13 protein-coding genes are annotated in these 26,544 nt (G+C 41.1%); 5 read left to right on the forward strand and 8 right to left on the reverse strand.

The window, feature by feature from the left end:
- The first annotated feature begins 367 nt into the window (after positions 1–367).
- Complete coding sequence (locus V7K61_RS29725) at positions 368–733, forward strand: hypothetical protein (RefSeq protein WP_094352314.1); 366 nt, start codon at positions 368–370, stop codon at positions 731–733.
- Between the two features lie 307 nt (positions 734–1,040).
- Here V7K61_RS29725 and V7K61_RS29730 read toward each other — a convergent pair whose 3' ends face one another.
- On the reverse strand, positions 1,041–6,473 hold the full coding sequence (locus V7K61_RS29730; protein WP_335059152.1) for a trifunctional serine/threonine-protein kinase/ATP-binding protein/sensor histidine kinase: 5,433 nt from the start codon (positions 6,471–6,473) through the stop codon (positions 1,041–1,043).
- Positions 6,474–6,777: 304 nt separating this feature from the next.
- Between V7K61_RS29730 and V7K61_RS29735 the strand changes: the two genes are divergently transcribed.
- Positions 6,778–8,193: a folate/biopterin family MFS transporter gene (locus tag V7K61_RS29735; protein WP_335059154.1), complete on the forward strand. Its 1,416-nt coding sequence runs from the start codon at positions 6,778–6,780 to the stop codon at positions 8,191–8,193.
- A gap of 119 nt (positions 8,194–8,312) precedes the next feature.
- Complete coding sequence (locus V7K61_RS29740; RefSeq protein WP_335059156.1) at positions 8,313–9,809, forward strand: carotenoid oxygenase family protein; 1,497 nt, start codon at positions 8,313–8,315, stop codon at positions 9,807–9,809.
- Positions 9,810–9,813: 4 nt separating this feature from the next.
- Here the strand turns inward: V7K61_RS29740 and V7K61_RS29745 are convergent, their stop codons facing one another.
- The 4 genes from V7K61_RS29745 to kdpA form a co-directional block, all read right to left on the reverse strand.
- A complete protein-coding gene (locus V7K61_RS29745) occupies positions 9,814–10,962 on the reverse strand; it encodes a universal stress protein (protein ID WP_335059158.1) in 1,149 nt (382 codons plus the stop codon).
- A 218-nt stretch (positions 10,963–11,180) separates the two neighbouring features.
- Positions 11,181–11,780: a K(+)-transporting ATPase subunit C gene (gene kdpC / locus V7K61_RS29750; protein WP_335059160.1), complete on the reverse strand. Its 600-nt coding sequence runs from the start codon at positions 11,778–11,780 to the stop codon at positions 11,181–11,183.
- Between the two features lie 353 nt (positions 11,781–12,133).
- A complete protein-coding gene (kdpB, locus tag V7K61_RS29755) occupies positions 12,134–14,239 on the reverse strand; it encodes a potassium-transporting ATPase subunit KdpB (protein ID WP_335059162.1) in 2,106 nt (701 codons plus the stop codon).
- Positions 14,240–14,632: 393 nt separating this feature from the next.
- Positions 14,633–16,318, reverse strand: coding sequence for a potassium-transporting ATPase subunit KdpA (gene kdpA / locus V7K61_RS29760; RefSeq protein WP_335059164.1), 1,686 nt, complete (start codon positions 16,316–16,318; stop codon positions 14,633–14,635).
- A gap of 651 nt (positions 16,319–16,969) precedes the next feature.
- Between kdpA and V7K61_RS29765 the strand changes: the two genes are divergently transcribed.
- Positions 16,970–18,067, forward strand: a complete 1,098-nt coding sequence (locus V7K61_RS29765; protein ID WP_335059267.1) for a sensor histidine kinase — start codon at positions 16,970–16,972, stop codon at positions 18,065–18,067.
- Between the two features lie 80 nt (positions 18,068–18,147).
- A complete protein-coding gene (locus V7K61_RS29770; protein ID WP_335059166.1) occupies positions 18,148–18,822 on the forward strand; it encodes a response regulator transcription factor in 675 nt (224 codons plus the stop codon).
- 79 nt (positions 18,823–18,901) lie between these two features.
- Here the strand turns inward: V7K61_RS29770 and V7K61_RS29775 are convergent, their stop codons facing one another.
- The 3 genes from V7K61_RS29775 to V7K61_RS29785 all read right to left on the reverse strand — a co-directional run bounded on the left by V7K61_RS29775 (position 18,902) and on the right by V7K61_RS29785 (position 26,172).
- Positions 18,902–20,458, reverse strand: coding sequence for a hybrid sensor histidine kinase/response regulator (locus V7K61_RS29775; protein WP_335059168.1), 1,557 nt, complete (start codon positions 20,456–20,458; stop codon positions 18,902–18,904).
- Between the two features lie 267 nt (positions 20,459–20,725).
- Positions 20,726–22,561 (reverse strand): GGDEF/EAL domain-containing response regulator, encoded by a 1,836-nt coding sequence (locus V7K61_RS29780; protein ID WP_335059170.1) that lies wholly within the window; start codon positions 22,559–22,561, stop codon positions 20,726–20,728.
- Positions 22,558–26,172: an ATP-binding protein gene (locus V7K61_RS29785; RefSeq protein ID WP_335059172.1), complete on the reverse strand. Its 3,615-nt coding sequence runs from the start codon at positions 26,170–26,172 to the stop codon at positions 22,558–22,560. Before V7K61_RS29785 ends, V7K61_RS29780 begins: the two co-directional genes overlap by 4 nt.
- Positions 26,173–26,544: the final 372 nt, after the last annotated feature.

Genomic DNA, 26,544 nt, shown 5'->3' on the forward strand with positions numbered 1-26,544 from the left:
AGATTTTGAACAAAAATAAATTTTTATTAAAAATAACAGTCACTAGGGAATGAAAGCGTATTAAATAATGGATTTCTTTGACCATGCCAATTTAAACAAGAATGCAATATCAATATATAGATAAGACCTTAACGTAGTATAAGACTGTGGGGACATGATATCAATGGTTCCCCTACGGGCGTACCTCACGTAAACGGCAACTACTATAAAGAAATGTAAAGAATAAGTTGGCATTGCATAAACTTTGCTTTCTACCTTGATGAATTAACTAAGAAGCTAAAAAGTTGAAGGTACAAGATTGAAAATATCTTGTTATCTCCTTAATTAGTTGATTCAACAACAACATAGTTCTTCTACAGGAGAAAAAATGAGTACATTAGAGCAAAGTCTTAGTCAATTTCGAGCTTTACCAAAACCAGAGTCATCTCGATTAATTGACTTTGAAGAAGCAGAAATTCGTCCTGGTATAGTAAGTGGCACTTATATTTTAGTTGTCAGAGGGACGAAACCATACTTGAATTTGGAAGTGAATCTTGTACCACTTGTATACGTCCAGCAACCTGAATATTGGGGAGTTGAGGTCGTTGGCACTTTGCCCGGAATCGGACTACCAGCTACCGCACCTTATACAGTTTCTCTGCCAGTAGACGGTATTCGTGGCAAACAAGGTATTGAAGTTATTGGTGCTAATGGTTCCAAGCAACTGCCTTTTCTAGATGTTAAGCATTCCTAATTCCCGATATGAATATGTGTAGAACCACCATCTTAAAAGCTGTTACAAAAGCTTAAAAATCGCCCGAAAATTTATTTTCAGGCTAAAAGCTCAAGTTGGTTTAAACGGACTAAGAATATTTGATTAGTCCGTTTAAACCAATTCTTGTTATTAGAGGTTGTTTGAAAAGTTTAATTTATTACTTGCTGGGCGATTGGAATTCGCCGCTACACAGGCAAACCCTTGTTTTGCATTAGTGGACTTTGTTGGTGTAGTAGCGAATTCTATTCGCCCAATATTTTTAAAACATCCTCTTAGCTAGGTAGAGTTAAAATACTGGAATCTCAATGATAAATTCTGTTCCTTCACCAAGTACAGAATTGCAACTCAAGCTTCCATCATGGGTTTCCTCAACAATTTGACGAGCGATCGCTAATCCTAATCCTGTTCCTTTGCCAACCTCTTTGGTTGTAAATAGGTGGTCGAAGATCCGCAATCTAATTTCCTCTGACATCCCTTGACCATTATCTTTCATCCGAATTATTACCGTTTGTTCGTTACTGGATACTTCAGTTTGAATCAGTATTTGCTGACGATCGCCTTGCACTTGGGCAAAAGAACGCCCCTCAATGGATGCATCGAAGACATCAATTGCATTTGCAAGGATGTTCATAAATACTTGATTTAGCTGTCCTAAAAAGCACTCGACAGGAGGTAAATTTCCATATTCAGTGATGACTTCGATCGCTGGACGTTTTTCGTTAGCTTTGAGGCGATATTTCAAAATTAACAGAGTACTCTCAATCCCTTCATGGAGGTTACAAGCAACTTTTTCGGCTGTATCGGCTCTGGAGAAGGTGCGGAGACTAGTACTAATGTCTTTAATGCGTTCCGAAGCCACCTTCATCGAACTTACTAATTTTGGTAAATCTTCAATCAAGAATTCGAGGTCAATTTTTTCGCCATGCTCAATGACTGCGATCGCAAGAGTGGGATGATATTGTTTAAACAATTGGATATGAGCGAGTAAGTCTTGAGTATACTCTTCAGCATTGTGGAGGCTACCTTCCAGAAATCCAATGGGATTATTAATTTCATGTGCCACACCTGCAACCAAATTGCCCAAGGTTGCCATTTTTTCGTTTTGCACCATTTGTAATTGGGCTTGCTCAAGTTCTTGCAGCGATCGCTCTAGTTGATGAGCATAATTCTGGTATTCTTGATAAAGGCGGGCATTTTCTAGAGAGATGGCAGCTTGAGCGCATAGCAGTTGGATAACTTCGATGCGATCGCGAGTAAATGCACCAATTGTTAACGGATTTTCTAAATATAGCAGCCCAATGATTTTTCCCTGATTTAATATCGGCGTACACAACACACTCTTAGGTTGTTGCTGCATTAAATATGGATCGGCGATAAAATCAGTTTGTGCTGTTGCATCATCCAGAACAACAGTTTTTAAGCTGTGTTTGACAAAATTTACAAGTGTAATGGGAATATCTTCGCTGGTTGACAGTGGTACAGATAATAGGGTGACTCCTTCATCAATAGTGGCTATAGCTTCAACCACTAAATTTTCCTGTTTGAGTACAAGTAATGCAGCTTTTTGTGCCCCAGCATTTTCTATCACTACTTGCAAAAGTGTAGTGAGTAATTGCTCTAATTGAATTTCACTGGAGAGGGCTTGTGAGGCTTTCAAAATGGTGGACAAATCGAGGGCTTCCGAAATACTGCTGCTAGAAAGGTTTGTGTGGATTGTTTTATTTGGTAATAATGATGCATCGACAGTTGAACTCAGTTGAAAGTGATTAATTTGCCCTTGTAAGATAGGAATAAGCAGTTGAGGATAACGTTTTTCTAAGTCTTCAGTTTTAGCTTTAGCGCCCCAACGTGCATAGCAGTAATAAGCTTCTTGCATATAAACTTGGGCGATTTTTTCTTTGTCCCAGTCGAGGTAAAACTTGGCCGCTAGTTCATTACTCAAGGCTTCTTCTTGGATATATGCATTTTCTTTCGCTAGAGTTATAGCGCGATTGTACAATTCCATTGCTTTATTTTTGTGCAGCAAAATCCGCTGCCGTTCTGCTTCGACTAAATAAAATTTGTGTTGATGATTCATTGGGGCATGATGCGCCCATTTTTTCAGCTTTTTCTGATGGGATGTGACTTTTTTAAGAATCTGTTTTTTTTCGTTAGTCGTTGCTGTTGGATAGAGAATTAGTTGGGTTAACGCTTCATAAAAATAAACTATTGGTACAACTGCTGCCGATGTTACCCCATCTAAATAAGTTATCGCCTGAATTGCTGCCTCAGATGCTCTAGTATAATTTTCAAACAGGTAGCAAAGTATCAGTTCATTGGCATAGCTAAAGCTCAATCCAGTGCGATCGCCTGCTTGCTCTTGTAATGGACGGATAGTTTGGGCATCATAAACAGCACCTGATAAATAACTGGGATCGGTAGATTGTCCTAACAAATTCAAGATGGCTTGACGAAATGAATTAATATAAGTCTGGGGTTTTTCTTGTCTAAAATGGCTGTAGACTTCAGCATAGTCACCCATCTGTTTTTCTAACTCAGCCAATTCTTGCCCTATAAAGTATCCATGAAAACTACAGCTATAGCTAGCCCAAGCCGCATATTCAATATCTCCGGTTTCTAAACCCACTTGATAGGCTTCAATTAACGGTGCAATTGTGTCTTTAAGTGGTTGATGCCAGTGATTAATAAATGTTTGAACAATGAAGAAAGTTCTAGCTTTAAATTCTTTGCTATGGAATTTTTCGAGAACTTGTAATGCTAATCGACCAAATCTATAACCTGTTTCAATATTTCCCAGAATGCCACACTCAATCAATCCATACCAGGCATAGCCAAATGCAGATGCGGCAGCATTACCGTACTGCATCGATAAATTGACTTCGCTCAAGATTATTGGTGGCAGTAAATCTGGACGAGCAATATAAGCTGTGGAATTCGTACTAGCTAAAATTCGGATTGCTGCTAGTTGTTTGTCCCCAGTCATATTAGGTAAATCAATCAAACTTAAAGGAGATTTACCTACAAATCGTAATTTTGTTTGAGCTAGATTGAGTAATGTTTGTATTTTATTCGCTTGATGGGATAGTTTCACACCTAAGAGATTTAGCAGTGCGATCGCAGTCCGAATTGAATCATCAAAACGACTCTGAGCTAAATAAGATTGGATTTGAATCTCAATCGATTTCACCCGATCTATTAAGACTTTAGCGTGTTGTTGCACTTGCTCAACAAACTCTTCTACTTCATCAAACTGGCCCATAAGATAGGCTGCCGAAGCAGCTTCTTCATACAAGGCTAATGTCAGTGGATACTGTTGTTGCCAGCTATCTTTTCTCAATAGTTGAATACCGCAACTGATATATTCTATTGCATTCGTATAAGCAGTGGATAGTTTGGCTTTTTGCCCAGCCAGCAAATTTAACTCTGCTAATCGATCTCGCTCAGACTGTTGAGTGATTAGCTTTACACCAATATTTAACTGATTAACAATCTCAAAAATTCTCTCTTCCTGTTTTTGAATCGGTATTTTGCTTAATAGCAGTTGGCCAATTTGCAAATGGATAGATTGCTTTTTTGACTCTGGGATCAACGCATAAGCTGCTTGTTGAACGCGATCGTGTAAAAATTTATAGTTTACAGTTAGCGAACTTTGTACTAAATCCTGTGTTTCTCGCCCGACATAAAATTTGTAAACTTCACTTTGGGGAAGAATTAATCCCTCTTGTAATGCTTTCCAGAGAAATGTTGCTGTTTCGGTTTCAGAATTTTCAGAAACAATTGCCAATGTTGCCAAATCAAATTGATTACCAATACAAGCTGCTAATTTCAAAACATTCTGCGTTGATTCTGATAATTTTCGCAACTGCAATACCATAAAATCAACCACATCATCTGTCAGAGCTAACGCCTTCATCTGGGCAATATCACACTGCCAACTGCCGCTATTTAAATCAAATTTAATTAGCCGATCTTGATGCAGTGCTTTGAAAAACTGCGTACTAAAAAATGGATTACCCTTGGTTTTCTGATATACTAACTGTGTTAAGATTTCTGTAGTTTCTAGAGAACAGTTTAGAGTATCGGCAACCAATTGATTTAAACTGGCTTCACTCAGCGGCGCTAATGTAATTTTGTTAACAGTAGCATTAGCTTTGGCAATTTCATCTAATGTCAACATCAATGGATGGGCAGCAGAAACTTCATTATCTCGATAAGCTCCAATTAATAATAAATATCCTGAGTTTGACTCATTCATTAGTAACTGGATCAACTTCATCGATGCTGAATCAGCCCACTGCATATCATCTAAAAATATGACTAGGGGATGTTCTTTGGTAGTGAATACCTGAATAAACCTTTGTAATAATAAATTAAACCGATTCTGGGCTGCATTTGGTGAAAGTTCCGTTGCCGGTGGTTGTTGGCCAATAATTTGTTCTAGTTCGGGAATTACCTCAAGAATGACTTGCCCCTGATCGCCCAGCACTTGTAAAATTTTATTTTTCCAAGTTGACAAATGGACATCACTTTCACTCAGCAATTGTCCCATTAAGTCTCGAAATGCCTGCACAAAAGCAAAGAAGGGAATATTCCGATTAAATTGGTCAAATTTGCCTTTAATGAAGTAGCCCCGCTGCCGGACAATGGGTTTGTGAACCTCGTTAACAATCGCTGTTTTACCAATACCAGAAAAACCAGCCACCAGCATTAATTCGACCCCCCTTACTCCCCCGGATTCAGGGGGGTTGCTAACGCGTTCAAATGCTTTGAGCAGAGTTTCAACTTCATGCTCGCGACCATAAAGTTTTTCTGGGATAATAAAGCGATCGCACACATCCCGTTGAGCAATTGGGAAACTTGCAATTTTTCCCGTCTCCTGGAGTTGAGCCAAACATTTTTCTAAATCATATTTTAGCCCGAATGCACTCTGATAGCGGTCTTCAGCATTTTTCGCCATCAGTTTCATCACAATGTCACACAAAACTTGAGGAATCTGTCCCCTCTCCCCTAAAAGTGGCGGAAGTTTGGCAATATGACAATGCACCAATTCCATCGGATCTTGCGATTGAAATGGTAATTCCCCTGAGAGCAACTCATAAAAAGTTACACCTAAAGAATAAAAATCAGTACGGTAATCAATTCCCCGATTCATTCGTCCGGTTTGCTCTGGAGACAAATAGCCGAGTGTTCCTTCTAATACATTAGGACTCATCAAAATTTGAGTTTCTCGTGGCAGCAAAGATGCAATACTAAAGTCAATTAACTTAACTTCTTTAGTTTCTGGATTAATTAAAACATTGGCGGGTTTAATATCTTTGTGAATAATCCGATGATGAATTAGGATATCTAATGCATCACACAGAGCGATCGCTAAAAGTAAAAATTCTTGTAAAGACCTGATATCTGGCGTCTGGTAACAAGTAAAATAATCTTTCAGAGAAATCCCACCAAAATCTTCCATTACCAACGCATAACCATTTTGATACGCCTCCAGACTGTAGGTTTGGACAATCGCAGATGAGTTAAGATTTTTGGCAATTGTGTACTGATTGCGAAACTGCAACAGATCGCTGAAACTGGGATATGAATTTTTTAGCAGTTTAATTACTACAGGTAATGAGTCAGTTTCTCGATACCCCCGATAAACTAGAGTTCTGGAACCATTGTAGATTTCTTCAGTTATGTCGTATCCGGGAATACTGACCATGCTGCTGACCATACTGCTAAACCGTGGTAATTTCTGAATTTATTGTTCCCAAATCAGTAACGCCAGTTTATGTGTGTCTTTTGAGACAACTCACAGGGGCAAATCATCGCAGTAGATAGAACTGTATTTGATGTCCCAAATTCAAAGCAGAATAGCCGTTCAGAAACGAGAACATCTTCCTAGAAGAAAGAAAAGTTGTTAGAAAAGCCTTAAATAATACTCCAAGAACAAACCAAAGGAAAAAGGTGAGAAAAAACCCACCTCCTCGGAATCGATATGATAGACAAGTAAATAAAATTTAAAAAATATTTATCGAATGGTAGATCAATCATCTGGCTTGTCCAAGGTCAAAGACTCATTAACACAAAAAATCTTCTTGGGTAATGAACCAAATGCGGAGTTAATTGCAATTCTCACCGTTTACTTTGTTCAAGGAATTTTAGGGCTATCGCGTCTAGCCGTTAGCTTTTTTCTCAAAGATGAATTGCTGCTGAGTCCAGTCCAGGTGTCGGCGCTATTGGGAATTGTCTTCCTACCTTGGATGATCAAGCCGGTGTTTGGTTTTATCTCTGATGGCTTGCCTATATTTGGCTATCGTCGCCGTCCTTACTTGATTTTATCTGGGATACTGGGAACTGCTTCTTGGATGAGTCTGGCCACAATAGTTCATACTAGCTGGGCAGCTACCTTAGCGATCGCTCTTGGTTCTCTTAGTGTCGCCATGAGTGATGTCATAGTTGACTCGCTGGTTGTAGAACGAGCCAGAGGCGAATCGCAAGCAAAAGCCGGCTCATTACAATCTCTGTGCTGGGGTGCTTCTGCGATCGGAGGTTTAATAACAGCCTACTGTAGCGGTCTACTACTCCAATACTTTACTACCCGTACCGTCTTTGCAATTACCGCTTTATTTCCGCTGATCGTTTCAGGAGTAGCTTGGTTAATTGCTGAGTCCCCCGTTAGTCAAGATACTCAAGATAGTAATCACACCAACTCTTTGCCAATCAAACATCAGCTGGAGCAGCTACGCCAAGCCATTAGTCAAAAAACAATTTGGCTACCAATGGCATTTATCTTCATCTGGCAAGCTACCCCAAATGCTGAATCAGCCTTTTTCTACTTCTCTACCAACGAACTTCACTTTGAACCAGAATTCTTGGGGCGAGTAAACTTGGTGGGAAGTTTTGCTTCTTTGGCAGGTGTTTGGATTTTTCAACGTTTCCTCAAAAGCATCCCTTTTCGGGTGATTTTTGCTTGGAGTACTGTCCTTTCGTCACTTTTGGGGATGACGATGTTGTTGTTGGTGACTCACACAAACAGGCTATTGGGTATAGATGACCACTGGTTTAGTTTGGGTGATAGCCTGATTCTGACTGTGATGGGGAAAATTGTCTTTATGCAAGTGATGGTTCTAGCAGCAAGGCTTTGTCCCTCTGGTGTGGAAGCGACATTATTTGCCTTGTTAATGTCAATCTATAATTCAGCCGGAACAGTTTCCCAAGCATTCGGGGCATTAATCACGTATTGGCTGGGGATTACCGCAACGAACTTTGAATCACTTTGGCTCTTGGTGCTAATTACTAACCTCAGCACCCTATTACCCCTACCATTTATCAACTGGCTACCTGCTGCTGAAGAACAAACTGAGGCAGCCAAAGATGGGGAAGAAGCGTTTTTGCCAGATTTGATGTCTGAATTGGTACTGAGAGAACCAGAGTCGAAAATAGTCGAATAGTGTAATAAATCTCACCCTGAGTCGAGGTAGTGTCCTGCCTTCGCGTTGTAGTAAAGCTGCAAAAAAATTCTTTTTAGCTGTTAAATTTTCGTCCAAAATAACCAGAAAAAACAAAGTGTATGCGTTTGAAAAGTCAAGAAACCCCAGTTACAGAAAAATCCTACACTCGTGCAGACTGGCAAGGAGGATATCAATCTCTTACCCAAGAGTTTGATTATTGGATTGATGATATAGAAGGACAAATCCCCACAGAGTTACAAGGTACGTTGTTTAGAAATGGCCCCGGTTTGCTGGATATAAATGGGCAGTTTCTTCATCATCCGTTTGATGGGGATGGGATGATTAGCAAAATTACCTTTACCAATGGTCGTGCCCATTTTCGCAACCGCTTTGTCCGCACAACTGGCTATTTAGCAGAGCAAAAGGCGGGAAAAATTCTCTATCGCGGTACTTTTGGTACTCAAAAACCCGGCGGTTGGCTAGCGAATATCTTTGACTTCAAACTCAAAAATATCGCCAATACAAATGTTATCTATTGGGGTGGAAAACTGCTAGCAATGTGGGAAGCGGCTGAACCATATCGCCTCGATCCCTATACTCTTGAAACCTTGGGGAATGAATATTTTAATGGTGCTTTGTCAGCAGGTGAAGCTTTCGCTGCACATCCCCGTTTGGAAAAAAATTGTGAGCAAGATGGGGGCGCACCTTGCCTGGTAAATTTCTCGACTAAACCAGGATTATCTACCACAGTTAATATTTTTGAGCTAAACTCAGCAGGTGAAATTGTTAGACAGCAGGCTCATAAGGTTCCAGGTTTCTGTTTCATTCACGATTTTGTCATTACTCCCAATTACTGCATCTTCTTTCAAAATCCTGTCACCTTTAATCCCATACCTTTCGTCTTGGGAATACGTGCGGCGGGAGAATGTATCAAATTTCAGCCAAATCAGCCAACTCAAATTCTAATTATTCCCCGCTTCCCCAAAGAAGGGCAAGAAAAGATAAAATTTCTGGAAACTCAGTCGGGTTTCGTCTTCCACCACGTTAATGCTTTTGAGGTAGGAGAGGAAGTTAGGATTGACTCCATTTGCTACCAAGATTTATTAAAAGTTGAACCTAAAAGTGATTTTCGACAAGTTGATTTTGAAGCGTCTTCACCTGGGCAACTTTGGCGATTTTATCTGAATCTAAAGGATGGGACAGTCCGGCAGGAATTGATTGATGGCCGTTGTTGTGAATTTCCCAGCATACATCCGGCGAATGTGGGACGTTCTTATCGATATCTATATATAGGTGCGGCTCATGCTGAGACTGGTAATGCTCCCTTACAAGCATTGCTGAAAATTGATTTAGAGTCTCTTGAAAGACAACTTTGGAGTGCTGCACCCCGTGGTTTTGTCGGTGAACCGATTTTTGTCCCGCGCCCAGGTTCTGAAAAGGAAGATGATGGTTGGGTGTTAGCTTTGGTTTATGATGCTGCCCATCACCGCTCAGATTTGGTAATTTTAGATGCTAGTGATTTCTCTAAAGGAGAAATTGCACGGCTACATCTGAAGCATCATATCCCCTATGGTCTACATGGGAGCTTTACTTCTGAGGTTTTTGGGGGAATTTGATCGCTTATTTGGGTGAAACCATTTTTTCGCTGGCAATGATATGCAAATCTATATTTTTGAGCAAGCGCACTAATTTTTGCGTCAAAGATCCTTTGAGGAGCATTTGCCAGCGCGATCGCTGACTTTCTCCAATTACAATTTGGGTGATACGATGTCTCTCAGCGACTTCCGCGATCGCATTAGCTATATTACTGTTGGTAACACGAAGAAAAGTACCTTCAAATTCTTTACACAGTTTCTCACAAGTGTGGATGTGTAAGCTTTCTTCTTTGGTAAGGAAGCGTTCTGGATCGGCAACGAACAAGGTATAAAGCGGCGCGTTCATATAGTTAGCCAACCTTGCACCCCGGCGTAACAATTGCACTGAGTTGGGATAAGTAGATACACACACCAAAACCCGCTCGTGAATATTACAGGATTGCCCATTGGGGATAGTAGCGATCGCATTTCCTTCTACGTTGTCTGCTACTTCCCGCAAAGCCAACTCCCGTAAAGCAATCAGGTTACGGCGTTGGAAAAAATTATCGAGGGATTGTTGGATTTTGGGCTGTGCGTAAATCTTGCCTTCTAATAACCGTTCTTGCAGTGTTTCTGGTGTGACATCTACTACCACTATTTCATCTGCTTCATCCATAATCCTGTCAGGAACCCGCTCCCGGACTACCACACCTGTAATTCTAGCTACTAAATCATTGAGACTTTCCAAATGTTGCACATTCATTGTGGAGTAGACATCAATCCCGGCTGCCAAAACTACTTCTACATCTTCGTAGCGCTTTTCGCGTGGAGAACCAGGGACATTAGTATGGGCAAGTTCATCGATTAAAACTAATTGGGGCGATCGCTTTAAAATAGCATCTGTATCCATATCCATCAGTGTCAACTCACCGCGAGGATATTTCTTACGGGGTATAAGTTCCAGTCCCTCTGCCTTTTCAGCTGTCTCCTTGCGTCCGTGGGTTTCCAAAAGCCCAACGACAACATCAATTCCTTCATGTTTGAATGCGTGTCCCTCTTCCAGCATCCGGTAGGTTTTGCCTACTCCAGGAGCCATACCAATAAAGATTTTATGCTTACCCCGCCGTCGTGCCGGATAAAGCGAGTAACTTGCAGAATTTAAAGGCGCATTCCCAGCCGAACCAGTATTGGTCATTTGTCCTTTGTCACTTGTACTGAGCGTTCGCGTAGCGTCTCGTTGGCGCAGCCTCTCGTAGAGAAGAGAAGCCAAAGTATTGGTTATTTGTCATTGGTAAGGATTTTAAGCCTATTTTCGTTTCATAGCATAATTTGGTTTATTCCCGCCCACTTACTTAGTACTCCTACTTCATCGGAAACGAAAACAGCGCTTTACCCATGCCCAATGCCCATTTATTAATTTTGCTGACGATTAATATCTTGCAAATCAAGAGCATAATTCAATCGGAGAACATTGACTCCCGGTTCGCCAAAAATCCATAAAAATCTGTCATCAGTATACTTATTAATTAAACGTAAAATCTCATCTTCTTTTACTCCCCGCGCACCAGCAACTCGCGTCAATTGCTGTCGTGCTGCTTTAAAGGAAATATGCGGGTCTAAACCAGAACCAGAGGTATAAATTATATCAGCTATCGGTTGAAGATTTTCGTCTCGCAATTTATCTGCCTCTTCTAAAATCCGCTTTAGTAGTTCTGGATTGCTGACAGCGAGATTGCTAGCTCCAGATATGCCAGTTGGCTTGGCTTTTTTTCCTTGGCTGTATCTAACAGTACTAGGACGAGAATGGAAATATCGCTCAGATGTGAACACCTGACCAATCAAAGCCGAACCAATTGGTTCATTATTTAAATTCCGCATGATGCTGCCATTAGCTTGATAGGGCAAAAAAACTTGACCCACTACAAGAATTCCCAGCGGATAGATAATTGCAGTCAACAACCAAAGCATTAGAGTTATAAAAATTGCTCTGATGGTTTCTCGAATAATAGCCATAAAAAATTTTCCAATTGCGCCTAAAATTAAATTTTTAATTTTTAATTTTTAATTTTTTTGCCCACCTAACAGGAGGTTATAAGATACTGTTAGCAACAGCATAAACAACAACTGGGGCAGTTACCACATTCAAGCACAGCACATTCAAGCACAGAAAGATCAAAATAGCGAGTGGTAGATGTTGTTTATGCCATTGCGACTAAACAAAGGATATCGTCAAAGTAGTGCTGAATGAAAACGATATTTATTTATATTCTTCTTGTCCCTCCCGTCAACAGGTAAAAGTAAAAATGTTTATTATTTTACTTTGGTGAAGATGCGATCGTTTCTCAGTGTCTCTACTTTTGCTATCCTTAAGCCAAGCCCACAAGTGTAATCAGTACATCGATCAACTTAATTGCAATAAACGGCGCAATCACCCCACCTAAGCCGTAAATTAAGATATTGCGTTGGAGTAACTGATTAGCTGTCAGCGGTCTAAACCTCACACCCTTTAATGCCAAGGGAATCAAAGCGGGAATAATCAAAGCATTATAAATCAATGCTGAGATTACAGCAGATTTAGGGCTAGTCAAATTCATAATATTCATGCTTTGCAAGTTAGCAGCGACAAATATCACTGGGATAATTGCAAAGTATTTAGCAATATCATTAGCGATGGAAAATGTCGTCAATGCTCCGCGAGTAATCAACAATTGTTTACCAATACCAATGATATCGAGTAGCTTTGTAGGATCGGAGTCCAAATCGATCATGTTAGCGGCTTCTTTTGCAGCTTGCGTTCCCGTATTCATCGCCACACCGACGTTAGCTTGGGCTAATGCGGGAGCATCGTTAGTTCCATCTCCCGTCATGGCTACCAGTTTACCTGCTGCTTGTTCCTGTTTAATGATACTGATTTTGTCTTCTGGTGTGGCTTCGGCAATGAAGTCATCAACCCCAGCTTCTTTGGCAATGACAGAAGCGGTAATTCGGTTGTCTCCAGTTAACATGATGGTACGTACTCCCATCCGTCGCAGTTGCTCAAAGCGATCGCGGATACCAGGTTTAACTATATCTTTGAGATAAATAATCCCATAGATTTCGTTATCTAAGCTAACTGCTAAGGGTGTACCTCCCAAGCGAGAAACTCGTTCGTAAACAGCATCCAATTCTGGTGTATTGCGTCCGTTGCGGGAACGGACAAATCCTTTAATCGCTTCTACTGCTCCCTTTCTGGCCTCATAGCCACCAGGTAAATTCGTCCCACTCATCCGGGTTTTGGCGGAAAAACTGACTCCTTCTGCCTGAGTGGAGTCAAAATCAAACCGTGCGCCTAACTTTTCTGCTAGTCGGACAATGGATTTTCCTTCTGGTGTATTGTCAAAGACACTAGCTGCCCAGGCAACATTAGCAATTTCTGACATTGAATGACCGTTGAGGGGAATAAACTCTTCTGCCAGACGGTTGCCGAGAGTAATTGTACCTGTTTTGTCAAGAAGTAAAGTATTGATATCACCACAGGCTTCGACTGCTCGTCCTGATGTGGCAATGACGTTAAATTGGGCAACTCGATCCATACCAGCAATACCGATGGTACTTAGTAAGCCGCCAATGGTGGTAGGAATTAATGCTACTAATAAGGCAATTAAAATTGGGACGCTGACTGGACTGTTGACATAGTAAGCAAGGGCGGGCAAGGTGACTACAACTAACAAAAACACTAAGCTGAGAACTGCCAACAATACCGTGAGGGCAATTTCATTAGGTGTTTTGCTGCGTTCTGCCCCTTCTACTAAAGTAATCATTCGGTCAATAAAGCCTTTGCCTGGGTCAGATGTGATGCGGATAATCAGTTCATCGGAGATAATCCGCGTTCCACCAGTGACGGAACTAGCAACATCAGAGCCTGATTCTTTTAATACTGGTGCGGATTCCCCAGTAATTGCCGATTCATCCACTGAGGCCACACCCATGATTACTTCACCATCGGCGGGGATGATATCGCCAGCAACGACGTAGATGGTATCGCCCTGTTTGAGGCTGGTGGATGAAACTTCACTAAGTGTGCCATCGGCAGCAAGTTTTTTAGCGATCGCCTCTAACTTTGTTAACCGCAAGGCATCGGCTTGAGCTTTACCCCGCCCTTCTGCGACTGCTTCGGCAAAATTGGCAAACCAAACTGTAAAGAATAAAATCCCCGACAACAAGGCGTTGAAAACTTGCGGGTTCTTTTGAAGGGCTGGGCCAAATAGGTTGGGATCGATCGTTAGCAATAGGATGATGATTGTCCCTACCCAAACCACAAAGATTACGGGATTTTTGATTGCATACTTAGGGTTGAGCTTGACAAAAGCATCTCTAATTGCTCTTAAGTACAGCCACTTATTATTTGCCCTGGTCTTTTTACGTTTTTGGCGGCGATCGCCAGAACGAGAACTTGGGCGTCTAGCTTTGAAGTTAGTTGCCACTGGATTCATAAATAAAGTTAGCAGTGAGAAGTTAGGAGTTAGGAGTTATAGGAACTTCTAATAAAAAAATACCCAACCTGTAGGATGCGTTAGTAACGCATCCTACGAAACCGGATAATTTATAAGATAACGGCAGGAGCCAGGAGGAAATAAGTATGAATGAAAACTTTAGTTCTGAGTAATTACCCAGTTAAAATAAGATACTGGTACGAGACGCGTAGCGCAAGATATAGCTGAGTGATGTTAGCAGGGCGTTGAGAAATCAACACTGTCCTAACATATCTAACTACAGCTATATAACCTTTCTTGCTTGAATCTTACACTTTTAAGTCTGGGTTACTCCTGCCTCCTAAATTACTTTTTGATACTTTCTTAATTTAAAACTTATAACTCATAACTTTTCTAACTGCCAGATGCTAGTTTTAAACCCTCAGCTATGGGGCCTAAAGCCAGAACGGGAAAGAAAGTTAATACTCCCAAAACCAGCGTGACTCCAGCCGCGATCCCAGTAAATACTAGAGAATCAGTTCTTAGGGTTGCAGGGGTTTCTTGTACTGGTTGTTTGCGAGACATCCCGTCAGCTAGCAGCAGGATGGCAATCATCGGAATGTAGCGTCCTCCGATTAGGCTAACTAAAGTACTCAAGTTCCACCACAGGGTGTTATCCCCCAAGCCCTCTAAGCCCGAACCATTATTTGCTGCTGCTGAGGCATATTCATAAACTACCTGAGAAATACCGTGATAGCCAGCGTTGCTAATTCCAGATAGGGAGATGGGATAAGCCAAAGCGATCGCACTGGGAATCAAAATTAGAATTGGGTGAATCAACAGCACTACGCTAGCGAGGACGATTTCCCGCTTTTCAATTTTGCGTCCTAAAAACTCTGGGGTACGTCCTGCCATGAGTCCAGTTAGGAAGACTGTGAGAATTAAGTAAATAAATAAGTAAGCTGTTCCAGTTCCTTGACCACCCCAGATAACCTGGATAAATAAGTTGAAGAGAGTCGAAAATATTCCTTGCGGCATCAAAGAATCGTGCATTCCGTTCACAGCACCAGACATAGTAGCAGTAGTCATCACTGCCCAAAATGCTGTCTGTACCCAACCAAATCGAACTTCTTTACCCTCTAAATTAGGCTGTTCTAATCCAAAGGCGGTATTAACCAGGGGATTACCTTGCAATTCTCCCACGGCTGTAACTCCCACCAGAATGACAAAAATCACAAACACCATCCAAAAAAGTAGCCAAGCTTGTTTGATGTTGTTGGCAAATATACCGTAGGTGTAAATCAAGGCTGCTGGGATAGAAATCATGGCAAGCATTTCTATCAAATTAGAAGCGCCATTGGGATTTTCAAAGGGATGTGCAGAGTTGACGCCAAAAAAGCCGCCGCCGTTCTCGCCCAAAAGTTTGATCGCTTCAAAGGATGCCACCGGGCCTCTGGCCAGATATTGCGTCCCGCCTTCTAAGGTTTGCACATCCATAGTCCCAGCTAAGGTTTGTGGTACACCTGCTACCAACAAAGCGATCGCGCCAATAATTGAAATCGGCAGCAATATTCGGGTAATTCCACGGACGAGATCGACGTAAAAGTTTCCCAGTCTTCTACCCGTCAACCCGCGAATAAAGGCAATTCCCACGGCTAAACCGGTGGCTGCGGAGGTGAACATCAAAAAGCCTAAAGCCGCTACTTGGCTAAAATAGCTTAAGGTTGTCTCACCTACATAGTGTTGTTGGTCGGTATTCGTTACAAATGAAATCGTTGTATGCAGCAATACATCCCAATTGGGCGCACCGAAGCTGTTTGGATTCCAGGGTAAAAGTCTCTGAAAATATATCAGAAAATACACTGAAATAGCCATGACCGTGTTGCAACAGAGTATGGCCCGGATATACTCCCAACCCGTCATGTCATCTTTTCTCCGAACACCCGCAAATACGAACATACTTCGCTCTATGGGGTTCATTAAAAAATCAAGCAGTGTTCTTTCTCCCAAAAAGACACGCGCTATGTATTTTCCGAATAATGGAGTGATTGCTATGACAATACACAGCGTTAAGCCAATTTGCAAAAAACCTTGTCCCATATATTTTACGCTAAATTAAATTTAAGTTGTAGCAAGCCAATTCTGAGAAATAATAGATTAACTGTGGGAGTATTTGATTTCAAGGGATTTCCCTAAAAATGCTGAGTACGAAAAGCAATAATCGCACTTAGCATCAAATCAGTTTCCAGTAGTAAGTGCCTCAACTGAGAGTAGGAAGATTCATAAGTACTAATTCTGACTCATTACTTTTTACTCAGTACTGGCTCAACCTTAGCTATCCGCTAACATAACTCCTGAATATTTTCAGTTCTGACTATTTTCCAGATACTTATTAAAGTTTTCGTTAAGAATATTTAATTTTGACTCTTAATTCATCTATCTCACTACTTAGGATTATTTGTTTATACAATACATTTTCCCAGTTTGCTACTTTCAAAGAATATAAATATCATAAAGTATTTTCTTAATGGGATTAGGAATTGGGAAGATAGTAGTAAAGACCCCGCTTGTTGTGGGCAACTACCCAGTTTCCACTCTCCAGTCTCCTTTCCTGCATTTGGATAATCGTATTTTTTGGGTTAATTTTTAAGTTGGCATTTGCAGATATAGATTGCAGATAGCTCGTAATTGGTGAATTAAATAGTTATACAGATTGTATAATTACGATTTTTTAGTAAATCATAAATGACGATGTTAAGTCGATTATTGACTATGAAAGAAGCTATAAATGAGCGTGGAAAGACCTATGGGCTAATAGCGATCGCCTTTGCGATCGTGATAGTGTTGGAATTTTCAACACCACCTGAGTATGTATTTGGCTACCTCTACACAGGGACGATTTTGTTAGCAGATTCCCGCTTGAATCGGGGTGCTGTGTTGGGGATCACTCTTGCAGCTACAGGATTAACATTATTAGACCTGCTTGTTCCCGGAAGAGAAATACTTTATCTGTCAACGTTGGCAAATAGGTTAATTGCAGTGTTGGCGTTGATGGTAACAGGTTGGTTAAGCGATCGCAACCATCGCAACGAAGAAGCGATCGCTTATACTCAAGCACAATTACGCTCCCAAGAACAACTAGCTATCATGCGTGAAGATTTTGTTTCTACCCTAACGCATGATTTGAAAACACCCCTATTAGGAGCAATTGAAACGCTGAAATATTTTCAAAATGAGCAATTCGGTGAAATCACACCGATGCAAGCAAAAGTCTTACAAACAATGGCTCGTAGTCATCGGAGTACACTGCAATTAGTTCAAACACTTTTAGATGTGTACCGCAATGATGCCGAAGGGCTGAAATTACAGATATCACCAGTTAACTTGGTGACAGTGGCGGAGGAGATAATCGCGACACTAACTGAACTAGCGAGAACACGTCAGGTTTATATTTCTCTGCACTATGGCGAATCAGATTTTCGCAGCTTTCTCTGGGTAAATGGCGATTCTTTGCAACTTGGGCGAGTTTTCAGCAATCTCCTGAGTAATGGCATTAACCATACTCCTCGTGGCGGTAAAGTAGAAGTAGTATTTGAAGGTTATTCTAGCGATCAAGTGGTAAAAATACTCGATACTGGTTCCGGCATTACCGAAAAAGAGTTACCTCACTTATTTGAGAGATTTTATCAAGGAAATAGCGATCGCCACGTCTCCGGTTCTGGGCTAGGACTTTATTTGACCAGGCAAATTATTACTGCTCATGGGGGTACAATTTGGGCAGAGAATCGCTCACCACGCGGCGCACTGTTTGGTTTCCGACTCCCAGCTTGTCCACCACCGGGAAGATGAGGGGCAGGTGGGCAGGGGAGTAGGGCAGCAGGGGAGCAGAGACAAATGACAAATGACAAATGACAAATGACCAATAACAAATGACAAAAATCTTACTAGTTGAAGATGATGAATTATTTCGGCTTGGTTTGCGGATGCGGTTGCAACAAGAAACCAGTTTAGAGATTGTCGCAGAAGCGGAAGATGGGGAACAAGCTGTAGAATTAGCCAATCGCTATCCTCTGGATTTGGTGTTGCTGGATATAGGTTTACCGGGAATTGGCGGGATTGAGGCTTGTCGCCAAATCAAGGAGAAGCACCCAAATTTACCAATTCTCGTTTTAACGTCTCGTTCTGAAAAACCCCTGATTTCGCGGTTAATTGCCGCTGGGGCGCAAGGTTACTGTCTTAAAGGTATTCCGGCTGAGTCTTTAATATTGGCAGTGCGATCGGTTGCTGCGGGCGCTTCTTGGTGGGATCAAACGGCAACAACTGAAATTAGAGCCGCTTTTGAGGGGAATTCGATGGCGGTGCAGTCTGCAAAAACTGAGGAATCTTTAGAAAATCCTTTAACGAAGCGGGAGCAAGAAATTTTGGCACTGGTAGCAGCTGGCAAAAGCAATCAAGAAATTGCTGAAATTCTCTACATTGCCCCTGGTACAGTGCGGGTTCATGTCCATGCTATTTTACAGAAACTAGAAGTACGCGATCGCACTCAAGCCGCAGTCTTAGCTATCCAAAAAGGATTGGTAGCACCAGAATTGTTGATTAATTAGATTTATTTGTCATTTGTCATTGGTCATTGGTCATTCGTCATTTGTCATTTGTCATTGGTCATTTGTCATTTGTCATTGGTCATTTGTCAGGAATTATTATTCTCTCCTGCTTCCCTGCTTCCCCTGCTTCCCCTGCTTCCCCTGCTTCCCCTGCTTCCCCTGCTTCCCCTGCTTCCCCTGCTTCCCCTGCTCCTCTGCTTCTCTGCTCCCCCTGCTCCTCTGCTTCTTTGCTCTCCATCTCCCTAATCCCCAGTCCCAATCCCTTTTCCGATTTTGAAAATTGCGATGAGATATCAGGCTGCTCTATGGGAATTTCGATCGCAAACTCTGCTCCTTTGCCCACAGATGAGTTACAGCTTATATTTCCTCGGTGTTTTTGGACGATAATCTGATAACTAATAGATAATCCTAGCCCACTGCCTTTGCCCACAGGTTTTGTCGTAAAAAATGGGTCAAATAAACGCGATCGCAACGACTCTTCAATACCAAGACCATTATCAGCGATCGCAATTTTGACTAGATTCAAGTCTGTCACCTCTGTATGAATCCGAATTTGGGGAGTAGGTTTTAGAGAGTAAGGAGTAGAAGATTGATTCGTCACTCCCCATTGCTCCTGATCCCCAGAGAGTTCCCCATTCCCCACTCCCTCTTCTATTGCATCAATAGCATTATTCAATAAATGCATAAATACTTGATTTAATTCACTCGCATAACAAGTGACTAGGGGTAAGTTACCATAATCTTTCACTACAACAATTGCCGGGCGATCGGCTGCTTCCCTGAGCCGATGTTGTAACATCACTAAAGTATTTTCGATGTCTTCATGGATATTTACCCGTTTCATCTCTGCTTCATCATGCCGAGAGAAATGTTGTAGCGCCAGTACAATTTCCCGAATGCGATCGGAGCCTCTGTACATTGCACCTATCAAATTTTGTAGATCCTTAATGATAAAATTCAGGTCTAAATCTTTGGCTATTTGCTGAATTTTTGGCGTAGGTTTGGGATATTCTTGCTGATAGACCTCAATTATATTTACTAGGTCTTCCACATATTGACCAGCATATTGGAGATTTCCATAAATAAAACTGATCGGGTTATTAATCTCATGAGCCAGCCCAGCTACTAACTGTCCCAATGCCACCATCTTTTCGTTCTGAATTTGTTGAACTTGAGAGGCTTTCAAGTTGTCAAGAGCCTGTTGGAGCAAAAAGTTTTTTTCTTGCAGTTTAACTTGGAGCAAGCGTAAATTAATCTGATTTTCAATTCGCAACACCACTTCTGCACCATGAAAAGGTTTTGCAATATAATCTACACCACCAACATCAAATGCCTTTACCTTATCGACAACATCATCTAGGGCGCTAATAAAAATTACTGGGACTTCACTAGTTTTATCGTCAGCTTTTAGTTGTTGACAAACTTGGTAGCCATCCATACCTGGCATATTGATATCTAGCAAAATCACATCAGGCAAAACCATTTGACATGCAGTCAGTGCCATTTTACCGTTTAAGGCTTTGCGAACTTCAAAACCTTGTGCAGTCAACATCGCCGATAAAAGCCGCAAATTATCTGGGGTATCATCGACCACCAAAATATTTCTTTTCTGATGGTTAGTTTGATTAAAATGCATTATTGATCAAAAGTTATGCGTATAATTATTGAGGATAGTAAATCCTTCTTTGAAATCACCTTAAAATTTGTTGACCGATTTCACCGAAATACTTATATTTATAGTTTAACTCTCACGTGGCTAGAGAGTTTTGCAAATTATCGAAGCTATTGGCTAGTTATCACCTTTGGCAACCCGATCAACTGCTGTAAGGATTATAGTAGCTAGCACTCACAGATAATAAGCCAAGGATCGACAATGAAATTTTTTCCAGGTGCTACTTGATAGCTACCATTGAGGTGCTGAGGTGAGCAACTCAACAGCCAGTCGTTGTTCTATGGGTTTAGAAAATAAATATCCTTGAGCAAAATTACAGTTTAAACTTCTCAATTGGGCTAACTGTTCTTGTGTTTCGACACCTTCAGCGATCGCACTCATCCCCATTGAGTTGGCAATGCCAATCATTGCTGGTACTAACCCCATATTCTCTTTATTCTCCTGCATCCGTTTGACGAAGGATTTATCAATTTTAAGTGCATTCAAAGGAAAGCTATGTAGGTAACTTAAAGAGGAATATCCTGTACCAAAGTCATCCATAATCAACTTTATTTTTCGCTGCTTTAGTCGTTCAAGAATTATTTTTATCGCATCGGTATTTTCCATGATTACACTTTCGGTAATTTCTAATTCTAAATATGCCGGATTTATTTTATTTTCATAAATTATGCGGTCGATTTGTTCTACCAAATTCGGCTGTAAAAATAATCTTGCACTCAAATTGACACTCATAGTTAGAGGTTCTGGTGTCACTGGATAATGTTGCCAGATGCTTAATTGATGACAAGCTGATTGTAATACCCAAGTATTGATGGCATTAATTAAACCTGTTTCTTCGGCTACAGGAATAAATTCTATGGGAGAAATCAAACCACGAATTGGATGTTGCCAGCGCACCAAGGCTTCAAATCCAGAAATTCTGCCTGTAACCAGGGAAATAATCGGCTGATAGTAAACGAGGAATTCTCGCCTTTCCACAGCCCTCCGCAGGTCATTTTCTAACTCTAAAAGCTGAATAGCTTCCTGATGCATCGCTGGATTAAAAACGTGATAGTTAGCCCTTCCTTGAGCCTTAGCCCGATACATTGCCGTATCAGCATCTCGCAGCAAATACTCTGGGCGATCGTAATCTTTATTTCCCCAACTAATGCCAATACTGGCATTCATAAATACTTCATATCTTGACAGTTGAAAAGCAAGTGATAACTGTTGCAAAATCCTTTCTGCAACTTGGATTGCTATATTGATATCTGTGATATTTTCTAAGAGAATTCCAAATTCGTCCCCGCCCAATCGTGCTAAAGTATCAGCAGGTATGATACACGCTTGTAAGCGTTGAGCAATGGCTATCAGCAATTCATCTCCCACCGGATGACCAAGGGAATCATTGACAACTTTGAAGCGATCGCAGTCCAAAAAAAGTACTGCAAACTGATAACTAGATTCTTGTTTCGCCCGATTTAGAGCATTTTCTAGTCGCCTAATAAATAAAACTCGGTTTGATAATCCAGTCAAGGAATCATGTAGTGCTATATCTAGCAGTTGACTTTGCAATTTCTGGCGGGAATGGATTTCTTGCTGGAGTTCTTGGAGAGTTTTTTCTAGCTCTCTAGTCCGCTGTTTTACCCGATGTTCCAGTTCAACATTTAGTTTCAATATTTCTAATCGTGCCGATCTCAATGCCAGTTGATTTTGCACGCGCACTAAAACTTCTTGAAACTCAAAAGGTTTGGTGATATAGTCTACACCACCGACTTTAAAAGCTTTAACTTTGTCAAAAACATCATCTAAAGCACTAATAAAAATTACTGGGATATCGGCTGTTAGCTCCCAAGCTTTAAAGGTCTGGCAAATTTCATAGCCATCTACTTCTGGCATCATGATATCGAGTAGAATCAGATCGGGTAATAATGTTTGAGTTGCTGTCAGTGCCATTTGCCAGTTTAACGCTTTACGAACGTTATACCCTTCCCTTGTCAATATGGAGGATAAAACCCGGAGGTTATCCGCCATATCATCAACGATCAAAATATCTTTTTTATTAGGGTCTAAATGCTCGTAATTCATTCTAAGTTTGTTGTAGTCAATTCCATGATTTTCTCAAACTGGTAGTTATTTGCTAAATCCCTGAGAACTTGGAAAACTTGAGCATTATCTGATGGAATTTGTTTGAGTAACTCTAAAATCAGTTCATCGCTACAGCTGGCTGCGGCATAGTGAATCTGTTGGAGCCACTCAGGTGACATTTGTGATAAATGACCCAGGAGTTCGGCAACACTTACAAAAATCTGTGTAGCTTGATCGACAACTACTGTGTTTGTGGTTTCTACTTGATTGGTATATTTTAAACCCAGATGTTTGCTCAGTTTTTCCAATAATACTTCCTGTTTGAATGGCTTGCGAATAAAATCATCACAGCCAATAGACAAAATTTTCTGGCGTTCTTCCTCAAAGGCGCTAGCAGTTAGGGCAATAATGATTGTATTTGTATTGCAGCGATCTGGCGTTGTTCTAGAGAAGTCGTAAGGGGGAGCCAAGGCTTTTGGCAGTCGCGATCGCCAAGTGGACTGAGAACCATCATTTTCCATAACACCAGTTGTTTCTGGTGCTGAAGACTCTTTGCGTACAACTTTCAGAACCTCACCCTCAACTGAATCGGTTAATTCTCCTGCAAGGTACTGGCTCCCCAATGACACCAGTTGTTTCAATTTTGGGAACCTCCGCGACGTATTGGTTGTTCCATGCCCGATTTCTCTAGCTTTAATAATTCTTGTGGCTTCGTAACCGTCCATGACTGGCATTCGCATATCCATAAAAATCAAGTGTGGTTGCCAAGATTCCCAATTAGCGATCGCTTCACTACCATCTGTAGCTTCATTAACTTCAAAGCCGAGAGATGTGAGAATTTTAACTAGCAATATACGGCTTTCTTTGGAATCGTCAACTACTAGGATGCGGTATACTTTTTCACTAGGTGCTAAAGCTCTAATTTGTGATTTAATTTGGTGTATCGGGATTTCTCTAGGGCAAGTTAGAGCAATCTGAACATCAAAGGCAAATGTACTACCGATACCAGGCGTAGTGCTGACAGTAATATCTCCTCCCATCAGTTGCACGTATTTACGGCTAATCGCTAAACCCAGTCCCGTCCCTTGTTGGAATTTTCTGCCGATTTCGGTTTGTTCAAAAGCCTCAAACAGCAATTCAAGTTCTTGTGGGGCAATACCACAGCCAGTATCTTGTACCTCAAAGAAGAGAAGAGGGGGATATGAAAAATTTTGCTCCCCCTGCTCCCCCTGCTCCCCTGCTCCCCTGCTCCCCTGCCCCCCTGCCCCCACTCTCACCCGTAGTGTCACCCTCCCTTGATCGGTAAATTTGATGGCATTTCCCAACAGGTTGAGCAATACTTGACACAGTTTATTTTCGTCTGTTTCTATGTATTTAGGAATATCTTGTCCATATTCAAACAATAATTCTAAATTTTTAGATGCAGCACGCAAGTGCAACATCTCTTCTAAGTTCTTCAACAGGTGAATTAAGTCAAAGCTGCTGCGATTTAATGTGATTTTGCCAGCTTCGATTTTAGACATTTCGAGAATGTCGTTAATTAATTTGAGTAGATGTTCGCCGGCACGATTAATTATTGCCAAGTTTTCTTGATGTTCGCTAGATAGCGAATAATCTCGACTCATGACTTGGGTAAAACCAAGAATGGCATTGAGTGGGGTACGCAGTTCGTGGCTCATGTTAGCCAGGAATTCGCTTTTGGCGAGATTGGCGGCAGCACTTCGCGCTGCTTCCCGAACGGCTGCTTGTTGTTCCTGTGCAGCGATTTTTTGCGATTGAATCAGTTCTTCTTGGGTGGTTTGCAGTTGCTCGATAACTTGCTGGAACTCTTTAGTGCGTTTTTTTACTTGAGCCTCTAAGGTGCGATTGTATTCTGCTAATAACTTTTCTGTTTGTTTGCGTTGAGTGATATCAAAAAATGTGGCGATCGCAAAAGCCACATTCCCCGATTCATTATAAATTGGCTTTCCTAAAACCTCAATGCGAGTAATCTTGCCACAACGGCGAATTTCCATATCATCAACCCTGATGCTTTCCCCAAGCAATGCTCTCAAAATCGGCAAGCGATCGCTGGGGTAAAGTTGATTTGTGCCGGCAAGGTAAGCTTGATATATCTCTGACAATTCTTCGACTTTAACTTCTGCGATCGCTCCTTGACCAAGAATTTGCTGCCCAATCTGATTTGTATAATAAGGTTCACCTTCAGCATCGATGATAAATACACCGACCGGTATGGCTTCTAAAAATTGAGTTAGCTGACTCTGATTATGAGATAGCGCCTCATTTAAAACTTGCATCTGGGCATTCTTTGCTTCTAAAGCACTAAAGGATGCTTGGAGTTGCTTTGCCATAGTTTCAAATGATTTGGCTAGTTCCCCCAGTTCATCGGAACGCTGAATATCTGGTGTTTCCTCCCATTCACCTTGAGCAATTTTCTTCGCCGATCTGTTTAATTGTAAAATCGGCTTAATTACCCAACGAGCAGTCAAAATCCCAATTCTGGTAGCCACTAAAAAAGCAACTATGCACAGCAAAATCGTGATGCGGGTGTTGGCATTAATTTGCTCCATAAATTCGCCTTCGGGAATCACCGCCACAATTAGCCAATCTAAACCCAGTTCGTCCTTCCAGCTTTTTACCTGTACAAAATAACGCATTCCATCGGCGGTAAAACTTAGCTGTTGCTTCCCCACAACAAACTTAAGACTGCCAAAGCGTTCGATCAAAGACTGTGTTGTGAGTTTAATTAAAGAATTTTGACTATTTAATGCTGATAGACGTTTTCCTTTACCATTAACGATCCTATATGGTGGCTCGCTAGTAGAAGAAGCCACTATATACCCAGAACGCTCTAAAATAAAAGTTTTACCCGACCCTTTGATTTTTAACTTAGCTAAAAACTTGCTGATTTGTGACAAGAGCAAATCAACACTAATCACCCCAACGAATTTTCGATTTTTATCGTAAACAGGATAGCTGGAAGATATGGATAAAATTTCTGGTTTATCTTCCCAAGGATAAATTTGACTCCAAACTCGTTTGCCGCTCTTGACTGGATCTGTATACCAAGCTTCTAGGCGAGGATCGTAATTTTTGACTTGCTGCAAATGGCGGCGATTTCCTTGGTTGTCTGTAGGATAAATATAAAGTTTGCCTATACCACCCTTTTGGCTAACTTCATTAATTAGGAACTTGCCATTATCTAGACGTTCAACACCGATAAATTCACCTTTGGAATTGGCAAAGCTGTTGTAGCCAATATTGAAAACCTGCATTTGTTTCCAAAAGTAATTGCCGGTGGTTTGAAAGTCCGAAAGGTTTAGCAAACCTAGCTCAACCGCATCTAAGTTGATTTGATTGATTTGATTCGGAGTTGTTAAATAGCTATCAAGATGCTGTTCAATGCGATCGCAGATTTCATTTTCTAATTGAGTAGCAAGCTCCTTTACCGCTTTTTGGCCGTTTTGATACGAAAGATAGCCCACAAGTCCCACCGCCCCACAAATTTGCAAGATAAAGGGCACAATCAGAACATATCTCAGGGGCATCTTGGCATAAACTTTGCCAACTAAGCGATTAAATGATTTGACGGGCTGAAGTTTAGATAACATTGTAGTTTTATTCTTCCCCAGCATCTACTAGATGCATTTTGCCATGCTAGCTACATTCTATATAAGTATAATTACGGCAGACATCGCTCTTTATAAAAATTTTATACTAAAAGTATAAAATAATACGAAATACTTATAATTGTTTGACTGGCTGACTTCCTCCAACGCCTAATTTTCAAACTTTGTACAGGAGTAGTCCACTATATAAATCGTCAACGTGGGTACGCCATCGCACCTGAATTTGCTCAGTTTTATCTGGCGATATTTCCACAAATTTTCTCAGATGAACTGAAATTTAACCAATAAGTTCCAGTATGCCATTCTAAAATTCAGGTTGCCATTAGCACCCAATCCTAAATTTAATTTTTAATT

Source organism: Nostoc sp. (assembly GCF_036918015.1).
In the GTDB taxonomy this organism is placed as follows: Bacteria; Cyanobacteriota; Cyanobacteriia; order Cyanobacteriales; family Nostocaceae; genus Nostoc.

What these genes read in the sequence shown, in the direction of transcription:
- V7K61_RS29735 (WP_335059154.1), top strand. Translation starts at nt 6,778, where the DNA reads ATGGTAGATCAATCATCTGGCTTGTCCAAGGTCAAAGACTCATTAACA.
- V7K61_RS29725 (WP_094352314.1), top strand. Translation starts at nt 368, where the DNA reads ATGAGTACATTAGAGCAAAGTCTTAGTCAATTTCGAGCTTTACCAAAA.
- V7K61_RS29745 (WP_335059158.1), bottom strand. Translation starts at nt 10,962, where the DNA reads ATGACCAATACTGGTTCGGCTGGGAATGCGCCTTTAAATTCTGCAAGT.
- V7K61_RS29775 (WP_335059168.1), bottom strand. Translation starts at nt 20,458, where the DNA reads ATGCATTTTAATCAAACTAACCATCAGAAAAGAAATATTTTGGTGGTC.
- V7K61_RS29740 (WP_335059156.1), top strand. Translation starts at nt 8,313, where the DNA reads ATGCGTTTGAAAAGTCAAGAAACCCCAGTTACAGAAAAATCCTACACT.
- kdpC (WP_335059160.1), bottom strand. Translation starts at nt 11,780, where the DNA reads ATGGCTATTATTCGAGAAACCATCAGAGCAATTTTTATAACTCTAATG.
- V7K61_RS29730 (WP_335059152.1), bottom strand. Translation starts at nt 6,473, where the DNA reads ATGGTCAGCAGCATGGTCAGTATTCCCGGATACGACATAACTGAAGAA.
- V7K61_RS29780 (WP_335059170.1), bottom strand. Translation starts at nt 22,561, where the DNA reads ATGAATTACGAGCATTTAGACCCTAATAAAAAAGATATTTTGATCGTT.
- kdpB (WP_335059162.1), bottom strand. Translation starts at nt 14,239, where the DNA reads ATGAATCCAGTGGCAACTAACTTCAAAGCTAGACGCCCAAGTTCTCGT.
- V7K61_RS29765 (WP_335059267.1), top strand. Translation starts at nt 16,970, where the DNA reads ATGTTAAGTCGATTATTGACTATGAAAGAAGCTATAAATGAGCGTGGA.
- V7K61_RS29785 (WP_335059172.1), bottom strand. Translation starts at nt 26,172, where the DNA reads ATGTTATCTAAACTTCAGCCCGTCAAATCATTTAATCGCTTAGTTGGC.
- kdpA (WP_335059164.1), bottom strand. Translation starts at nt 16,318, where the DNA reads ATGGGACAAGGTTTTTTGCAAATTGGCTTAACGCTGTGTATTGTCATA.
- V7K61_RS29770 (WP_335059166.1), top strand. Translation starts at nt 18,148, where the DNA reads ATGACAAAAATCTTACTAGTTGAAGATGATGAATTATTTCGGCTTGGT.